Genomic DNA, 17310 nt, shown 5'->3' on the forward strand with positions numbered 1-17310 from the left:
CCAAACATTCTTGTTATCTTTGTCCCGAGATAAATTTTTCGAACATGGCTTTTTTCGATATTTTCCGCAAAAAACAGCAGGAGACACCCGTCTCCGAGGAGCAGACCCAACAACAGCGGCAGGAGCTGAGCGCCGGGCTGGAGAAGACCAAAACCGGGCTCTTCTCGAAACTCGCCCGCGCCGTTGCCGGACGCTCCACGGTCGACGCCGACGTACTCGATGATCTGGAGGAGGTGCTCATCACCTCGGACGTCGGGGTCGAGACCACCGTGAAAATCATCCGCCGCATCGAGGAGCGCGTGGCCCACGACAAATACATGAATACCTCCGAGCTGCAGTCGATTCTGCGCGAGGAGATCGCCGACCTGCTCGAACAGGCCCACGGATCGGCCGAACATTTCGGGCTCGACGCCCGCGAGGGCGAACCCTACGTGGTGATGGTCGTCGGCGTGAACGGAGCCGGGAAGACCACCACGATCGGGAAACTCGCCGCACAGCTCACGAAGGCCGGGCGGAAGGTCTGGATCGGAGCCGCCGATACGTTCCGCGCCGCGGCGATCGACCAGCTGCAGGTCTGGGCCGACCGTGCCGGGGCCACGATGATCCGCCAGCAGATGGGCTCCGACCCCGCCTCCGTGGCCTTCGACACGCTCACCTCGGCCAAGGCCAACGGGGCCGATGTCGTACTGATCGACACCGCCGGGCGCCTGCACAACAAGATCAACCTGATGAACGAGTTGACGAAGATCCGCAACGTCATGTCGAAGGTGATCCCCGGGGCGCCCCACGAGGTGATGCTCGTGCTGGACGGCTCGACCGGCCAGAACGCCTTCGAGCAGGCCCGCCAGTTCACCCAGGCCACGCAGGTCACCTCGCTCACGATCACCAAGCTCGACGGCACGGCCAAGGGCGGCGTGGTGATCGGCATCAGCGACCAGTTCCACATTCCGGTGCGCTACATCGGCATCGGCGAGGGGATCGACCAGCTGCGCATCTTCGACCGCCGGGAATTCGTAAACGCCCTGTTCGGAGATGAAAAAAATTAACGTCATCACGCTCGGCTGCTCGAAAAACACCGTCGACAGCGAGCACCTCATGGCCCGGTTGGCGGCGGCCGGATACGAAGTCCGTTTCGACAGCGACCGCACCGATGCCAAGGTGGTCGTCATCAACACCTGCGGGTTCATCGGCGACGCCAAGCAGGAGTCCGTCGAGATGATCCTCCGTGCCGCCGAGGCCAAGAAGGCCGGGAAGATCGAACATCTGTTCGTCATCGGATGTCTCTCGGAGCGCTACGCCGACGAGCTGCGCACCGAAATTCCCGAGGTCGACGAATACTTCGGAGCCCGCACCTGGGACGGCATTGTCCGGGCCCTCGGGGCTGCCGAAGACCCGGCACTCGCCACCGAACGCCACCTCACGACCCCGAAGCACTACGCCTACCTGAAGATCTCCGAGGGCTGCAACTGGAAGTGCGGCTACTGTGCCATTCCGCTCATCCGCGGGCCGCACGTCTCGGTGCCCATGGAGGTGCTGGAGGAGGAGGCCCGCAAACTGGCCGCGCAGGGCGTCCGCGAGTTGATCGTCATCGCCCAGGACACCACATACTACGGGCTCGACCTTTACGGGAAGCGGCGGATTGCCGAGTTGCTGCGCCGCCTGTGCCGCATCGACGGGATCGAGTGGATCCGCCTCCACTACGCCTATCCGGCGGCATTCCCCGAAGAGCTCATCGAGGTGATGGCCTCCGAACCCAGGATCTGCAAGTACCTCGACATCCCCTTCCAGCACATCTCCGACGCCCAGCTCACGGCCATGTTGCGCCGCCACACCAAGGCCGAGGCGCTGGAGCTGATCCGGCGTCTGCGCACGGCGATTCCCGACCTGGCCCTGCGCACCACCCTGCTGGTCGGCTACCCCGGGGAGACCGAGACCGATTTCGAGGAGCTGCTCGACTTCGTGCGCGAGGTGCGCTTCGAGCGGCTCGGCGTATTCCCCTACTCCGAGGAGGAGGGGACCTATTCCGCCCGCGAACTCCGCGACGACGTTCCCGAGGAGATCAAGCAGCAGCGCGTGGACCGCATCATGGCCCTGCAGAACGAAATATCGCTCGAAAACAACCGACGCCGTGTGGGACGCATCGAGCGCGTGCTGATCGATTCCCGGCAGGGCGACTGGTATGTCGGACGCACGCAATACGACTCGCCGGAAGTCGATCAGGAGATTCTCGTCCCGGCCGACGGGAAAAGGCTCCGAAAAGGACATTTTTACGACATAAAGGTAGTACAGGCCGAAGATTACGACCTCTACGGGGAACCCGTTGCAAAATAATTTGTTTTTTTCTCCTTTTTTCCCTACCTTTGAAAAGCGAAACGGACCTTTCCGAAACCGATGGCCGAAAAAAGTGTGATAACGAACATCGAAGCCCGTGTCAGGCAGTTGATTGACGACCACAAAAGGCTGTCGAAGATCTGTGACGATCTCGCCGCACAACGGGACGCCTGGCGCTCCGAAAAACGGATGCTCGAAGAACGGATCAGGGAGCTGGAGGCCGAAGTGGCCCGGATGCAACTCGCGGAAGGGCTCGCGGGAAGCGGAACCAACCGCGAAAAGGCAAGAGCACGTGTTAACCGGCTGATGCGGGAGGTAGACAAGTGCATCGCTTTGCTGGGACAGACGTCGGTAAACCCCGAAACCGACAACGCCCCGGAATGACGGTTCCGACAGGATGCTGGATGTGACGGTCGATGTAAACGAAAAAAAAGAAAATGTCGAAAAAACAGGCGATAACCCTCAAGATAGCAGGTAAAAGCTATCCATTCAATATCGAAAGCGGAAAAGAAGAGGTCTATCGACTGGCTGAACGGGAGGTTAACAGCTATCTCGTGCTGATAAAACAACAGAATATCAAAGGCTGGGGAGATCAGGATTATCTCGCAATGGCAGCCCTGAAATTCGCAATTGCAAATGTCGCCATGCGGCAGAGCAGGGAGGTCGACAACGAAGACCTCAACAAACTGGAAAAAATCGGCACCGAAATAGACTCATACCTCAACACCCTGAAACCCTGAAAGGTGGGAGGGGCAATTGAAACCCGCGCATAAAAAGTGAGCGGAGTGTGAGAGACAAGGAGAGGAAGAGGCGAGAGGGAGAGGCGAGAAGAGGAAGAGCGAACGAGAGGAGAGAGAGGTGGGGAAGGAGAAGGAGAGAAGGAGAGAAGGAGAGAAGGAAGCGAAAAAGAGGGGAAAGGGAACTGTTACGAAAAGGAAACCGAAGGCCGAAGGTGCCGAAATCCGGAAGCCCGACGACAAGATAGCTCAGGTGCCGAAAACACCGGACTGTTCCGAAACAAACTGCGTTCTTATACATACGTCAGAATCTACCCGCATAGATTCCTTAAAGCTTTGCGAAACTGAACACTTTTTAAATTGGGGTAACTTGCGATGCTTCAAAATCAGGCCCAGTACCCGCAACCCGGGGAGTGCGTTACGGCGCACCGTTGGAAGATTGCGATTGTCGGAGCCCCCACACATGACTGATCTGCAGATTCGTCAAACAAGAATAAGGAAGACTATGCGGTTTTTTTATTTGAACACTCTAAACACCTGTTTAACAATTAAAAACACGTAAAGTACAATGTATATCACCATTTTGGCAGCATGTATCTCCGCGGTGGTTGCCGTCGTAGTTTACGCCGTCGTTATCAACTTCGTGGTCAAGAATACCATCCGCAAACGACGCGAAACTGCACTCAAGGAGGCCGAAGCCGAAGCCGAGATGATCAAGAAGGAGAGAATCCTTCAGGCCAAGGAGAAGTTTATCCAACTGAAAAGCGAACACGACCGACAGGTCAACGAACGAAATCAGAAACTCGCACAAAGCGAACAACGCGTCAAACAGCTCGAACAGAACCTCCAGAACAAGGAGCGCGACCTGGAAAACAGGCTCAGGGAAAACGACCGGCTCAAGGAGCAGATGCAGAACCAGATGCAGCTCATCGAGCACAAGAAGGAGGAGATCGACCAGGTGCGACGCGAACAGAACGTCCGCCTCGAACAGATCTCCGGAATGAGCGCCGAGGAGGCCAAGAACATCCTCATGGAGAACATGAAGGCCGAGGCCAAGACCGAAGCCGCCGCCTATATCAACGAAACCATCGAGGAGGCCAAGATGACCGCCACGAAAGAGGCCAAACGAATCATCGTAGCCTCGATCCAGCGTGTCGCAACCGAAACAGCCATCGAGAATGCCGTCACGGTCTTCAACATCGAGAGCGACGAGGTAAAGGGCCGCATCATCGGACGCGAAGGACGCAACATCCGGGCCCTGGAGGCCGCAACCGGCATCGAGATCATCGTCGACGATACCCCCGAGGCGATCATCCTCTCGGGATTCGACCCCGTGCGCCGCGAAATCGCACGACTCGCACTCCACCAGCTCGTCACCGACGGCCGCATCCACCCAGCACGCATCGAGGAGGTCGTGGCAAAGGTCCAGAAGCAGATCGAGGAGGAGATCGTCGAGGTCGGGAAGCGCACTGCCATCGACCTCGGAATCCACGGGCTCCATCCCGAAATGATCCGGCTCATCGGTAAGATGAAATACCGTTCGTCCTACGGCCAGAACCTGCTCCAGCACGCACGCGAAACCGCAAATCTCGCAGGGATCATGGCGGCCGAACTGGGCCTCAACCCCAAGATCGCACGTCGTGCCGGGCTCCTGCACGACATCGGCAAGGTGCCCGACGACGAGCCCGAACTCCCGCACGCCATCATCGGCATGAAACTCGCCGAAAAGTACAAGGAGAAGGCCGAAGTCTGCAACGCCATCGGCGCCCACCACGACGAGGTGGAGATGACATCGCTCATCGCGCCGATCATCCAGGTCTGCGACGCCATCTCCGGCGCACGCCCGGGAGCACGCCGCGAGGTGGTCGAGAGCTACATCAAGCGTCTCAAGGAGATGGAGGACATCGCACTCTCCTACCCCGGCGTCGTGAAGACCTACGCCATCCAGGCCGGACGCGAGCTGCGCGTCATCGTCGGGGCCGACAAACTCTCGGATCAGGAATCCGAAGGGCTCTCGCACGATATTGCCAAGAAGATCCAGGACGAGATGACCTACCCCGGACAGGTGAAGATCACCGTCATCCGCGAAACCCGCGCCGTGGCCTACGCCAAGTAGGACCGGAGAGGCGAATCCAAACGGGGGGGGGTGAAACCGCGATTCCCCCGCTTGAAGAATCCTTCGGAAACCTCCGGAGGATTTTTCATAAAGGATGCCCCCGGGTAGGACCCCATACCGCACCGCAAACGCCATGAAAAACGCACAACCGCTGAACCCCGAACTCACAAGCTACATCGAACAACGAATCCTCCCCCGCTACCGGGAATTCGACCGCGCACACGACGAGGAACACGCCCGCACGGTGATCCGCCGAAGCCTCGAACTTGCCGAGGCTTACGACGTCGATGCCGATATGGTCTATGCGATTGCAGCCTACCACGATACCGGACTGGTCAACGGACGCGAAAACCACCACCTCGATGCCGGACGTATTCTCGCCGCAGACCGCACACTGCGCCGCTGGTTCTCGGAGGAGCAGATCGATACGATGCGCGAGGCCGTGGAGGACCACCGCGCCTCGGCAAAACACGCCCCGCGCTCCATCTACGGAAGAATCGTCGCCGAAGCGGACCGGATGATCGACCCCGAGACGATCATCCGCCGCACGGTCCAGTACGGACTGGCCCACTACCCCACCCTCGACCGCGAAGGGCACTATGCCCGCTGCATGGAGCACCTGCAGCAAAAATACGCCGAAGGGGGCTACCTGCAGTTATGGATCGAAGAGTCGGAGAATGCCCGGCGCCTCGAGGAGCTGCGGCAAATCATCCGAGAACCGCAACGGATCCGGAGACTCTTCGACGAGGCTTTCGACCGGGAAAACATCGAAAATATCGGCTGAACTTCGAGAAGCGGAGGACAAAACGACGATGCCAAAATTCCTTTTGGACAAGAGCCAAAAAATTCGTATCTTTAGGGCTCACATGGTATGAAATTCCTCTTCGCCAAATACGGACTTCTGTTCATCGGACTGCTCTCCTTGCCGGGCATTCCCGGCATCCTCGCTGCCGAACTGTTGCACAGCAGGTTTTCTCTCGTCCTGCCCGACCAGTTCCCGACCAACGAGGTCCGGGACCTCTTCCAGGACTCCGACGGATACATCTGGATGGGCACCGATTGCGGACTGTTGCGTTATGACGGATACGATCTCATCACCTACGATCAAAATCTGGCGCCCGGAATCGGATTCAATGCCTTCGTCAACACGATGGCCGAGGATCGGGACAAAAACATCTGGATCGGAACCGAACACGGGCTCTTCTGCCTCGACAAAATATCCGGAAATGTCACGGCGGCCGATTGCGGAGAGCTCGCCGACGACAATGTTTCGGCCGTCTTCTGCGATACCGGAAACGGGGTCTGGGCTGCCGGAGAGAAGGGTCTCTTCCGAAAAGGATCCACCGTACGGAGATTCTACCAGATGGACATCCGCGACAACAACGGAGAACTCATAACCGGCATCACCTCGGTGATCAAGGACCGGAACGTCTGTCTGTGGATCGTTTCACAAAACTGCGGACTGCTGCGATACGACATCCGGGAAAAGAGAACATACGTATACGACGATCCTCTGCTTCGTGCGGCCCGTGTCGCCTTCTGCGATTCCGAAGGAATCATCTGGATCGGGACCGCTGGAGCCGGACTGCTGAGGCTGAAAAACCCATACAGCCCCTCCGCCCCGGAGTACGTCCGATATCGTCACACGTCCGACGACCATTCTCTTCTTGACGATTCAATCTCCGACATCGCCGAGGATCCGTCGCAGGGGATTCTGTGGATCGGAACGTCCAGCGGTCTGAGTGTTCTGCATGACAAATACGACCCCGCCTCGTTCGAGAACTTCAAATCCGGATCCAGAATCGGAGAACTCCCCTACAATCATGTCACCTCGCTGCTCCTGACCAGGGACAGCCAGGTATGGGTCGCAATGGAGGGCGGCGGCGTCTGCAAGACCCAGATGCGCGAGTTCCACTTCGCCGACAACTCCTCCTACAACCTCCGTACACTCTACAATACGAGCTCCATCCAGAGTCTTCACTACATCGGCGACGGAGATTTCTGGATCGGAATGCCCGATGTCGGACTCGTCCACTACAACATCCACAGCGGACAAGTCCGCAATACGTCGCAAATACCCGGGTTGAGCCGGATGTCCGACAACACCACCGTCACCTCGATCCTCCACAGAAAAACCGACGGAACATACTGGTTCGCAACCAACGATACGGGAATATGGATCTATGACCCCGCCCGTGGAAGCCTCAGGCAGATGGATCGACACAACACCCCCGCCATGCACGACGACCGAATCCATGTGCTCCGCGAGGACCCTCTTGGCAATGTCTGGATCGGGACACGGCGCGGTTTCTGCATCCACACCTACGACGGACATACGCTATCGCCCGAAACATGGTGGGGCGGAAAGATCGGACTCTGTCCCGCGAATCCGGATGTGCACGACATCTGTTTCGACAATGATGGAAGAGTCTGGATAGCCGTATACGCCGAAGGCATCGTGAGATTCGATCTGCGGAACAAGGAGTGCCGGCGTTTCCTCAAAGAGGACGGATTACCCGACGAATGCATCGTTTGCCTGGCCGTCGATCCGCACGGAAGCGTCTGGGCAGGCTCCTCCCACGGAATTGTCGTATGCCCCACCCGCAGCGAACGTTTCCAGCCCGTGACATCGCTCCCCGCACAGGGCCGCATGCGCGTAACCAACATTCTGAAGGATACCAACGACCGACTCTGGATCTCTACGGCCAATTCGGTCTATTCGCTCTCGGCCGACGCCGACGGCAACATCGAGAACATCAATACCTATCAGGTCTCCGGAGAGACCCGATCCTTCTATTTCAACCGCCATTCGGCCGCCTTGCTCGACTATTCCCGCATCGCGTTCGGCGGATCGGACGGGCTGAGGATCTTCACCGGGAGCCGTGCCTTCCAGCGAAAGACGACTCTGCCGCTCGTATTCACGGATTTCAAGGTCCACAACCGCTCGTTGCGCAGCATGCCCGAATCCGAGCGCAGGCAAATCGCGGACAAGGATATCGCATACGCCACCTCCATCCGGCTCAACCACCGGCAGAACAATTTCAGTATCGAATTCTCCGTACTCTCGTTCCTGTCGCCGACCGACAATATCTTCCAATACCAGCTGGACGGGGTGGATCCCAGTTTCGTCACCGTGGACTGGCGACACAGAACCACCTTTTACAGCAACCTCCCCGCCGGGACCTACACCTTCCGACTGCGGGGTGCCGGAAGCAACGGTGTATGGTGCAGTAACGAAAAAACGCTGTCGATACGAATCGATCCACCACCCATGCAGTCCTGGTGGGCCATTCTCATCTATGTGGTTCTGTTCCTCACCCTGATCTACGCCGCGTTCCGCTTCACTCGCTACCGGCTGCGCATGGAACACGAGATCCGTATCTCACACCTCGAACAGCAGCAAATCGAAGAGCTGAACCGCGTGAAACTGCAGTTCTTCACCAATGTGACACACGAACTGATGACGCCGCTGAGTATTCTGCTGACGTCGCTCGAAGGGCTCAACAACGGAATCGGCGAACGACGCACGCTCTACTCCATCATGACGGTGAACGCCACACGGCTCATGCGTCTGATCCAACAGATCCTCGAATTCCGGAAAGCCGAAAGCGGGAATCTGAAACTCCGCGTTTCCAGAGGCAACCTGACGGCTTTCGTACGCAAGTGCGGCGAAGCCTTCAAACCGCTGGTCGACAAAAAGGAGCTGACCTTCTCGTTCGATTCCGATCCCGAGAATATCTCCGGATGGTTCGATCCCGACAAAGTCGACAAGATCATCTACAACCTGCTTTCAAATGCCGCCAAATATACCCCCTCCGGAGGCCGGATCGGAATCTGCATGCGGCTGTGCGAGGAGGCTGCCGAAATCGAGGTCGCCAACAGCGGAGACCTCATGAACAAAGAGACCATCGACAACCTTTTCAAGCGCTTCTACGACGGCAAATATCGGAAGTTCAACACAATAGGAACCGGTATCGGATTGTCGCTGGTCAAAGATCTCGTCACCATCCACAAGGGGCAGATCTCCGTGACGAGCACCCGGGAACGCGGGAACTGTTTCCGCGTGACCCTGCCGATCCTGCCCGATGCCTACACACCCGAGGAGATCGACGACGAAACCGACGATCGGACCGACGGTTTCAATGCCGTGCTTGAACCTCCGCTGGCTCCAATCCCGCCACAGCCGGACGACACATCCTCAGCATCCGACGAGGAGGAGCTGACCCCGCTGTCCGAAAACACGGATCCGGAACTCCTCGACACGCCGGAAAGACGACATACGGTCATGATCGTCGACGACAACGAGAACCTCCGGGAGCTGATCCGCCATCTGCTCGAACGCCGTTTCCAGATCATCACCGCAGCCAGCGGGCAAGAGGCCATCCAACGACTGACGGAACATTCGGTCGACCTGGTGGTTTCCGATGTCATGATGGAGGAGATGGACGGACTGGAGCTCTGCCACTGGATCAAAAGCACGTTCGAATATTGCCACATCCCCGTCATCCTGCTGACCGCACGCCACGGTGATACCAACCGTGTCGAAGGATACAATTCGGGGGCCGACGGATACATCACCAAACCGTTCAGTTTCCAGGTGCTGCTCGCCCGGATCGACAACCTGCTCAAACAACAGGCCACGCGCAGTTCCCGCTTCCGGAATCAGGTCGTCTTCGAGGTCGAAAAACTCGAGTACACCTCCATGGACGAACAATTCCTGCGACAGGCGATCGACTGCGTGAATGCCCACATCGCAGACAGTGCCTTTTCACGCACCGATTTCGTCCGCGAGATGAACACCTCACGCACGGTGCTCACGGAAAAGCTGAAATCACTCACGGGATTGACGCCGGCGGCGTTTGTCCTCGACGTACGTCTGCGCGCCGCATGCACCCTGCTGGAAAAACAGAGGCACATACGCGTGGCCGATCTTGCCTACGCCTCGGGATTCAATGACCCGAAGTATTTCAGCATGTGTTTCAAGAAGAAATTCGGATTCTCGCCCCGAGAATATGTGGAACAGCTCTCCAACCCGGAGAAGAAACAGCCGCAGACAGATAAAAAATCTGAATAACAGCATTTTGCCACATAATCCTCAACGGTGAAAATTGTCCGGAATTTTTCTTCCGATGAAATTTTACGGTCAAATTTCCCCCGTTTGTTCCCTTGTTTTTTCGGAATTTTGGATTCAGAAAAGCGGATGCCGCACCTGCAGGTCTGCGGACATTCGATCAAACAGAATCCAAAATCCTAATTCTTACCTTTATGAAGAAACTCTATTCTTACCGCGTCCTGGCCACCAAGAGTCTTGCTCTGGCGACGGCCTTCCTCTTCGCGTGCTCGAATGACGACACACCAACCCCTCCACCCTCCGGTCCCGACAGCGACGATCCCGGAGTAGAGGTGGCCGCTACACCGATCAAGAGTCTAAAGGCCACTATCGGCGAGGAGACCGTAACCGCTACGGTGGACGATGAACAGAAACAGGCCTCGCTGAACTTCGATTATGCCGAAGACTTCACAAGCGTCACTCTTGCCGTCGAAACCAATACGGGCTGGAAGGTCCAGGCTCCGGCCGAACTTGACGGTATCGACCTTTCGACGGATCCCAGCATCACCTTCGCCTCCGACGACGACCAGACGATGACCTATGACCTCGTGCTGGCGACGAACGCCAATCCGATCGACGTGTCGAAACTGAGCGTAGCGGGAGCCTCCGTAAGCATTTCGCCCGACAACGCCTCCCGCATCATCATCACCTTCGATGCGAATGCCTCGACCACCGTCGAGATAACCTTCGCCGATGGAGCGCTCAAGGAGGGTGCCTCGATCTCGGGAATGAGCGGGAACATACTGACCCTTGCATTCGGTGCCACGACCGAACAGGAGGTCTCGGTGGTGATCAACGGCAAGGAGCACAAGTATACCTTTGTTCTCGAGATGCCCGCACTGGCCGATGAATTCCTCAAAAAACTGAAAACCGTGGGCGACTTCATTGACAAGACGGCCGAATATGCATTCGCCTCGAAATACGACTATATCAAGGTATACAACGCCACCACGCTGAACAACATGCCGGGCGCCACCAATGGCAAGGGAGAAGACGGAAGCAGCACCTCGGAACCCGTACACTGGACAAACAACAGTTCGCTGGAGGTTCAGGAGGCCGCCATGCGGTGTCTGGGCGACTGCACGGATGCGGACTTTACCCAGACCGTCACGGGTGTGAACTTCACGATCGTGACCGTCGACAAGTCCAAGGTCAGCGGCAAGATCGTGGCCAGCAGCGAAGATCGCGGATTCTCGATCGACGGTTCCGAGGGTCTCATCGCCATGAGCGGAAATGTCGTCGTGCGTGAAGACCAGAAATTCCGTAACAACCTGATCGCCGTCGGCGGCACCACCCTGGCAAACAGCCTCTCCTGGTCGACAGCGTTCCGGACAGCTATCGCCTTCGACAAAGACGGAACCATCCATTTCGTACTGGCCGGACTGGATGATACGGACAACTCGATCCGGCAGCTTCCCTTCTGCGAGGACCAGACCGACCACAACGCCGTGCTCAGCGACAACGAACGGGACAAATACTATTACGGTGCCAACTACAAGAACAAATTCCTTGCATCCTGGGAATTCGACATGCAGAGTGTGGCAACAGCACACATGCTCATGATTCTAAACGGAGAAGCCAAGGGTTGGCGCTGGGGCCTGCTCAATGACGGAAACAGCTCATCTCCCGGCAACGCAACCGCATACAATGCAAGAGCCCGCCGCACCTTCATCGGCGAAACCGAGGACAAGATCGTCTTCGCTACCGAAACCGGAGATGGCGTACTGATGTCTCAGGGCGGGCGCGTGCTGCAGGTTGCAGGCTGCACCAATGCCACGGCAACCTCCCGTCACGACGGATGGATGAACGTTGCGGACACAAACGGCGGCTCGACCGAATACTATCCCTCGATCTACGTCGACGGCGTAAATGTCTCGGGTGGAGCATCCAGCACGTGTCCTCTCTGCTACAAGATCGTCTACAACGCCAAATAACCTCTGAACACATGCCCGGCCGCAGGCCCCTCCTGCGGCCGGATCGCTCAAACCGGAAATACGGCGACTCGATGCTCTGCGGAGCACCGAGTCGACCGGATTCCCGAACTGAACCGCACCCCGACATTCAACCAATCATGAAACCCAATTTACGCAACCGTTTCGTACCGATCCTGGCCCTTTTACTGCTCGTCCTGTTCGGAGGCGCCTGCTCCGAAACCCCGGACAACATTGCCGAAACCATCCGTGGAGAGGCCTTCTCCGCACTCTCGGTGACGGCAAACAACGGTGAGACGGTCCAGGCCGTCGCCATCGACGAGAAAAACTACTCGCTGGCTTTCGATACTGCCGACGAGTTCGACAAATGTTCCATCCGCGTAAGCCTCAATCCCGGCTACACGCTCATCTATCCCGAAAATCCCGAACAATTCGACCTCGGGACCTCTCCCGTGATCCATTTCAACAACCCCCAGGGACGAATCATTAAATACTGGCTCTCGGTACGCTCCAACTCGCTGCCGCTCGTGGACGCCTCGAAGATCTCGGTCGAAGGCAGCAGCACCTCGGATGACGTGACCCTCTCAAGTGCGACAAAAACCCTGACCGTGAACTACGCGCTCGGCATGGACATGACGGCCATCACCCTCATCTTCGGCGACGGGTCTCTGCTCGACGGGGGTTCCGTAGGCACAGACAACCGCGCAACGTTCGATCTCTCGAAAGGCAAAGACGAAACGCTGCTCGTCGACATGAACGGAAAACAGGTCGCATACACGGTGCAGATCAATTTCGGCCGCGTAATGGCCTCACCCTCGTCCATCGGTATGCGCGACGTGACAACCCAGTTCGTCGAGGAGGGATCCCCCTTCACCGTCTACCAGGCCACCTCGTTGCCCGCCGTACCCATACTCAACGAAGGTCAGCCCGAAGAGCCCGAATTCTGGACGAACGGCAACTACGGAAACAGCCTCGACGCCCAGCTGGCGGCCATGAGTTTCCTCGGAGACTGGGCGTCCAACCGTCCCACGACCGTACTCAACAACCAGTCGCTGACCGTCATATTCGTCGATCCGCAGAAAGTATCCGGCAGCATCAGGGCCGACGACGCCGGCGGTCTCGAAATAGACGGTTCGATGGCCGATTTCGTGATGACCGGCTGCTCGAAGGAGCTGCAGAGCGAGGTGGTATTGGAGGAGCGGATCGTCGATCAGAAAATAAAGACCCTCGGAAAGGGCTATTTCCGGGCTTGCGTGGCATTCGACCGGGAGGGCGGGCTGCATCTGACCGGCGCGGCTCTCGCGCCCGACAACCTCGCGCCAACCGATATCTCGCAATACCGGGAAATGGCCTTCGTAGATCCCCAATACTACGGGCTGCTCACCGATGAAACCATGGCCGAGCACTTCCCGCAAAAGGCGAAATATGCCGATTATACCTCCGACTGGTCCTTCGATGCGAAATGTTTCGCAACGGCCTATCCCCGGATCATCTGGGACGGAAATGCGCTGAGGTATCAAACCAGCATCGCAAACGACGGATACGGCGACTCGTCCGGGAACGGAACGGCCTGGAACGGAGAACGCACCCGCTGTTTCATCGGTACGACGTTCGACGGAAGAATCGCCTTCGCCGCCTCGAACGGCAAAAGCGGCATGCTGCAGATTGCCTGGCTACTGCAGAAACTGGGCTGGCGATACATGTACTATGTGGGTGGATCGTTCTATGCCGACGACGAATTCCAGCCGACCATCTACCTCTACGGGAATCGGGTCTGCGGAGCGGAATACCAGACCGCCAAATACCTGTTGACCTTCGATGCGAAACAATAACGCTTAACCGAACCGAATCATGAAAAAAATACCCTTCTGTCTGTTGCTCGCACTCTGTGCCGCGTGGGGTCCGATGAGCTCGACGGCTGCGGAAAATACGGCGGGAACAACCGCCGGACAGCAGAGCCGCCGCACCGTCGAATACTCCGGCCGCGTGCTGGACGCACGGACCAACGACCCGCTCGTCGGAGCCACGGTCATCCTCAAAGGTACAACCATCGGAACCAGCACCGACATCAACGGGGAATTCCGGATCGGGGTCCCCGAATCCATCCGCACGGTCGAACTGGAGGTCTCCTATATGGGTTATCGCTCCGAAACGGTTCAATCCGTACAAACCGCAGAGATCGTCATCCGTCTGCAGGAGGATGCGACCTCTCTCGAAGAGGTGCAGGTCATCGCTTACGGGCAGCAGAAAAAGGTCTCCGTGACGGGCGCCATCGCCTCCATCGCCACCAAGGACCTGCTCAAATCCCCGAGCGGAAGCCCCGCCAATGCACTTGCAGGAGCCGTCACCGGCATCTCCTCCGTGCAGATGTCCGGACAGCCCGGAGCCGAGGATCCCTCAATCTATGTCCGTGGAACCGGTTCGCTTTCGAATGCCACGTCGCAGCCGCTGATTCTGGTCGATGGCGTCGAGCGTTCGTTCTTCCAGATGGACCCTCATGAGATCGAAAGCATCACGGTCCTCAAGGATGCCTCCTCGACCGCCGTCTTCGGGGTCCGGGGCGCCAACGGCGTCATTCTCGTAACCACACGACGCGGGGACAAGGGAGCTCCCGAAATCTCGTGGAACTCCTCCTTCGGTCTGACCCAGACCCTGCGCAACCTGACCGGTGTGGGCAGTTACGACTACGCCCGCATCTATTCGGAAATCGAAATGTCGGACACCCCGGGACTCACCGAAGACAAGCTTACCTTTTCGCCCTATGTCATCGAACGGTTCCGAAAGGGTGACGACCCGATCATGTTCCCCGACGTCGACTGGAACGATTACATCTTCAAGAACCTCGCCTGGCAAACCCAGCACAGCGCAACCATCTCCGGAGGTGGTGACCGCGTCCGTTACTTCGTCTCGGGCGGATTCCTCGAACAGGACGGAATGCTCAAGAAGATGTACGAGAACTACGATCCCAACTACAACTACAAACGGTTCAACTACCGTTCGAACATCGACATCGATCTGACCCGAACCACGCTGCTCAAACTCAACGTCGGCGGGAGAACCGGTACAAGACGGGAGCCCGTGACCGATGCCTTGTGGCAGAAAATCATGTGGGCTACGCCCTTCTCAAGTCCCGGATTCGTCGACGGAAAATACATCACCAACACCCACAGCAGCTACATTCCCCTGGCCGAACTTTCAAGTGGTCTGGACTACTACTACAACTGGGGATACCGGAAGGTACGCTCCAATGAGCTGAATCTCGACCTGGCACTCGAACAGGAACTCGATATCATCACCAAGGGGCTCAAGGTCAATGTCAAGGGGGCCTACAACACCAGCCATTCCGTCATCAATCAGTATGGCGTGACGGCCGGCGACAGTGCCTACTCCCCCTACTACCTGGGATCGATCACTCAGCCCGGGATGGACGTCTCGGATCCGGAATTCGACAACACCATCATCTACAAGACCGACGGCGTTACGGGCATGGACGAGCCAATGAGCTACTCCGAACCCGCAACCTCACGCGGCCGGAACTGGTACCTCGAGGCAAGCATCAACTACCAGCGATCGTTCGGCGACCACGACGTCTCGGCGCTGCTGCTCTACAACCAGTCGAAAACCTATTATCCGGCCGAGTACAGCGACATCCCCACTGCCTATGTCGGATACGTCGGCCGGGCAACCTACTCCTACAAGAAACGCTATCTGCTCGATTTCAACATCGGATACAACGGTTCGGAGAATTTCGCTCCCGGGAAACGATACGGCGTATTCCCCGCCGGATCCGTCGGTTGGATCATCTCGGAGGAGAACTTCATGAAGAACCAGCAGGTCGTCGATTTCCTCAAGATCAGGGCATCCTACGGACTGGTCGGAAACGACAAGTACAGCGGGGCCCGCTTCCTCTACCGGCAGGGGCTCTGGTACGGCGAACACTCGATCCGCAACACCGGCGGAAGCTACAGCTTCGGAAGCGAATTCACCGGCATGCAGTACGACGCCGTCGAGGGAACGATCGGCAACGACGAAGTGACCTGGGAAAAGGTCCGCAAACAAAACTACGGCATCGATCTGAAGATGTTCGGTTCGAGACTCTCGCTGACGGCCGACTACTTCTTCGAGCACCGTTACGACATTCTCTCGGCGAGGAATACACTCCCTTCGATCGTGGCCGTCAGCCTGCCGCTGATGAACCTCGGCGTAGTGGACAACAAAGGCTTCGAGATCTCGCTCGGATGGAACGCCAACGCCACCAATCTCAACTGGTGGGTACAGGGCAACGTCTCCTATTCGAAAAACAAGATCATCTACATGGACGAGGTCACGCCGAACTATCCCTGGATGGCGCAGACCGGACGCAGCACAGGGTTGAACTACGGATACCTCTTCGACCGTTTCCTCTCCGAGGAGGATTTCGACGAGGCCGGGAATCTGAAGGTTGACGCCAATGGCAAACCGGTCCTGCCCGTCATGTCGCTGGCAAATCCCCGGCCCGGAGACGCCCTTTTCAAGGATCTCAACGCCGACGGTGTGATCGACGGAAACGACAAGACCTATTTCGGATACAACGATCGCCCCGATTACGTCTTCGGTCTTCTGGGCGGCATCCGTTGGAAAGGATTCGAGATCTCCATGCAGTGGACGGCCGGACTCCATGCCTCCAGAATGCTCTCGGGAGAGTACCGCGAACCGTTCGGAAGCACGAACTCCCGGGCGCTGCTCAAGTTCCTTGCCGACGACAGCTGGACGCCGCAAAACCCCGACGCACGATTCCCGCGTCTGACCTTCACCAACAAACAACACTACCTCGAGGACTCCGACCTGTGGCTCATGGACGGTTCCTACCTGCGGCTGAAGGTCCTTGACGTGGGCTACACCTTCGAGAAGAACAAATTCTTCAACAAACTGGGTGTCAAGTCTCTGAGAGTCTATTTCAGCGGATATAACATGCTGACGCTCTTCTCCGAGCTGAACGACATGGACATCGATCCCGAGGGTACGACCGGCGGATCATCCATCGATACGTATCCCAACATACGCATCTTCAATTTCGGAGTCAATATCACCTTTTAACTGACCGCT

The 17310-nt window shown here is 57.5% G+C and carries 11 protein-coding genes; all 11 read left to right on the forward strand.

The window, feature by feature from the left end:
• Positions 1-44: 44 nt before the first annotated feature.
• The 11 genes from ftsY to ABGT65_RS02420 all read left to right on the forward strand — a co-directional run bounded on the left by ftsY (position 45) and on the right by ABGT65_RS02420 (position 17301).
• Positions 45-1046, forward strand: a complete 1002-nt coding sequence (gene ftsY, locus ABGT65_RS02370; RefSeq protein ID WP_346699588.1) for a signal recognition particle-docking protein FtsY — start codon at positions 45-47, stop codon at positions 1044-1046.
• Positions 1033-2331 (forward strand): 30S ribosomal protein S12 methylthiotransferase RimO, encoded by a 1299-nt coding sequence (rimO, locus tag ABGT65_RS02375; RefSeq protein ID WP_346699589.1) that lies wholly within the window; start codon positions 1033-1035, stop codon positions 2329-2331. Before ftsY ends, rimO begins: the two co-directional genes overlap by 14 nt.
• A gap of 60 nt (positions 2332-2391) precedes the next feature.
• Entirely contained in the window at positions 2392-2715 is a 324-nt protein-coding gene (locus tag ABGT65_RS02380) for a hypothetical protein (RefSeq protein WP_346699590.1), read from the forward strand.
• Positions 2716-2768: 53 nt separating this feature from the next.
• Positions 2769-3071, forward strand: coding sequence for a cell division protein ZapA (locus ABGT65_RS02385; RefSeq protein ID WP_346699591.1), 303 nt, complete (start codon positions 2769-2771; stop codon positions 3069-3071).
• A gap of 47 nt (positions 3072-3118) precedes the next feature.
• The gene (locus ABGT65_RS02390) at positions 3119-3316 is read left to right on the forward strand and encodes a hypothetical protein (protein ID WP_346699592.1); all 198 of its coding nucleotides are present in this window, start codon (positions 3119-3121) and stop codon (positions 3314-3316) included.
• A 320-nt stretch (positions 3317-3636) separates the two neighbouring features.
• Positions 3637-5184: a ribonuclease Y gene (gene rny / locus ABGT65_RS02395; protein ID WP_346699593.1), complete on the forward strand. Its 1548-nt coding sequence runs from the start codon at positions 3637-3639 to the stop codon at positions 5182-5184.
• A gap of 133 nt (positions 5185-5317) precedes the next feature.
• Positions 5318-5968 carry an HD domain-containing protein gene (locus ABGT65_RS02400; protein WP_346699594.1) on the forward strand — a complete coding sequence of 217 codons (651 nt, stop codon included), beginning with the start codon at positions 5318-5320 and terminating at the stop codon, positions 5966-5968.
• An 87-nt stretch (positions 5969-6055) separates the two neighbouring features.
• Complete coding sequence (locus tag ABGT65_RS02405) at positions 6056-10258, forward strand: two-component regulator propeller domain-containing protein (RefSeq protein WP_346699595.1); 4203 nt, start codon at positions 6056-6058, stop codon at positions 10256-10258.
• Positions 10259-10449: 191 nt separating this feature from the next.
• Positions 10450-12228, forward strand: a complete 1779-nt coding sequence (locus ABGT65_RS02410; RefSeq protein WP_346699596.1) for a hypothetical protein — start codon at positions 10450-10452, stop codon at positions 12226-12228.
• A 137-nt stretch (positions 12229-12365) separates the two neighbouring features.
• Positions 12366-14057 (forward strand): hypothetical protein, encoded by a 1692-nt coding sequence (locus ABGT65_RS02415; RefSeq protein ID WP_346699597.1) that lies wholly within the window; start codon positions 12366-12368, stop codon positions 14055-14057.
• A gap of 19 nt (positions 14058-14076) precedes the next feature.
• Positions 14077-17301 (forward strand): TonB-dependent receptor, encoded by a 3225-nt coding sequence (locus ABGT65_RS02420; protein WP_346699598.1) that lies wholly within the window; start codon positions 14077-14079, stop codon positions 17299-17301.
• The last annotated feature ends 9 nt before the right edge of the window (positions 17302-17310 follow it).

Source organism: uncultured Alistipes sp., assembly GCF_963931675.1.
Taxonomy (GTDB): Bacteria; Bacteroidota; Bacteroidia; order Bacteroidales; family Rikenellaceae; genus Alistipes.

Excerpts from the sequence above, each read along its gene's own strand:
- ftsY (WP_346699588.1), top strand. The coding sequence starts at position 45 with ATGGCTTTTTTCGATATTTTCCGCAAAAAACAGCAGGAGACACCCGTC.
- rimO (WP_346699589.1), top strand. The coding sequence starts at position 1,033 with ATGAAAAAAATTAACGTCATCACGCTCGGCTGCTCGAAAAACACCGTC.
- ABGT65_RS02380 (WP_346699590.1), top strand. The coding sequence starts at position 2,392 with ATGGCCGAAAAAAGTGTGATAACGAACATCGAAGCCCGTGTCAGGCAG.
- ABGT65_RS02385 (WP_346699591.1), top strand. The coding sequence starts at position 2,769 with ATGTCGAAAAAACAGGCGATAACCCTCAAGATAGCAGGTAAAAGCTAT.
- rny (WP_346699593.1), top strand. The coding sequence starts at position 3,637 with ATGTATATCACCATTTTGGCAGCATGTATCTCCGCGGTGGTTGCCGTC.
- ABGT65_RS02400 (WP_346699594.1), top strand. The coding sequence starts at position 5,318 with ATGAAAAACGCACAACCGCTGAACCCCGAACTCACAAGCTACATCGAA.
- ABGT65_RS02405 (WP_346699595.1), top strand. The coding sequence starts at position 6,056 with ATGAAATTCCTCTTCGCCAAATACGGACTTCTGTTCATCGGACTGCTC.
- ABGT65_RS02410 (WP_346699596.1), top strand. The coding sequence starts at position 10,450 with ATGAAGAAACTCTATTCTTACCGCGTCCTGGCCACCAAGAGTCTTGCT.
- ABGT65_RS02415 (WP_346699597.1), top strand. The coding sequence starts at position 12,366 with ATGAAACCCAATTTACGCAACCGTTTCGTACCGATCCTGGCCCTTTTA.
- ABGT65_RS02420 (WP_346699598.1), top strand. The coding sequence starts at position 14,077 with ATGAAAAAAATACCCTTCTGTCTGTTGCTCGCACTCTGTGCCGCGTGG.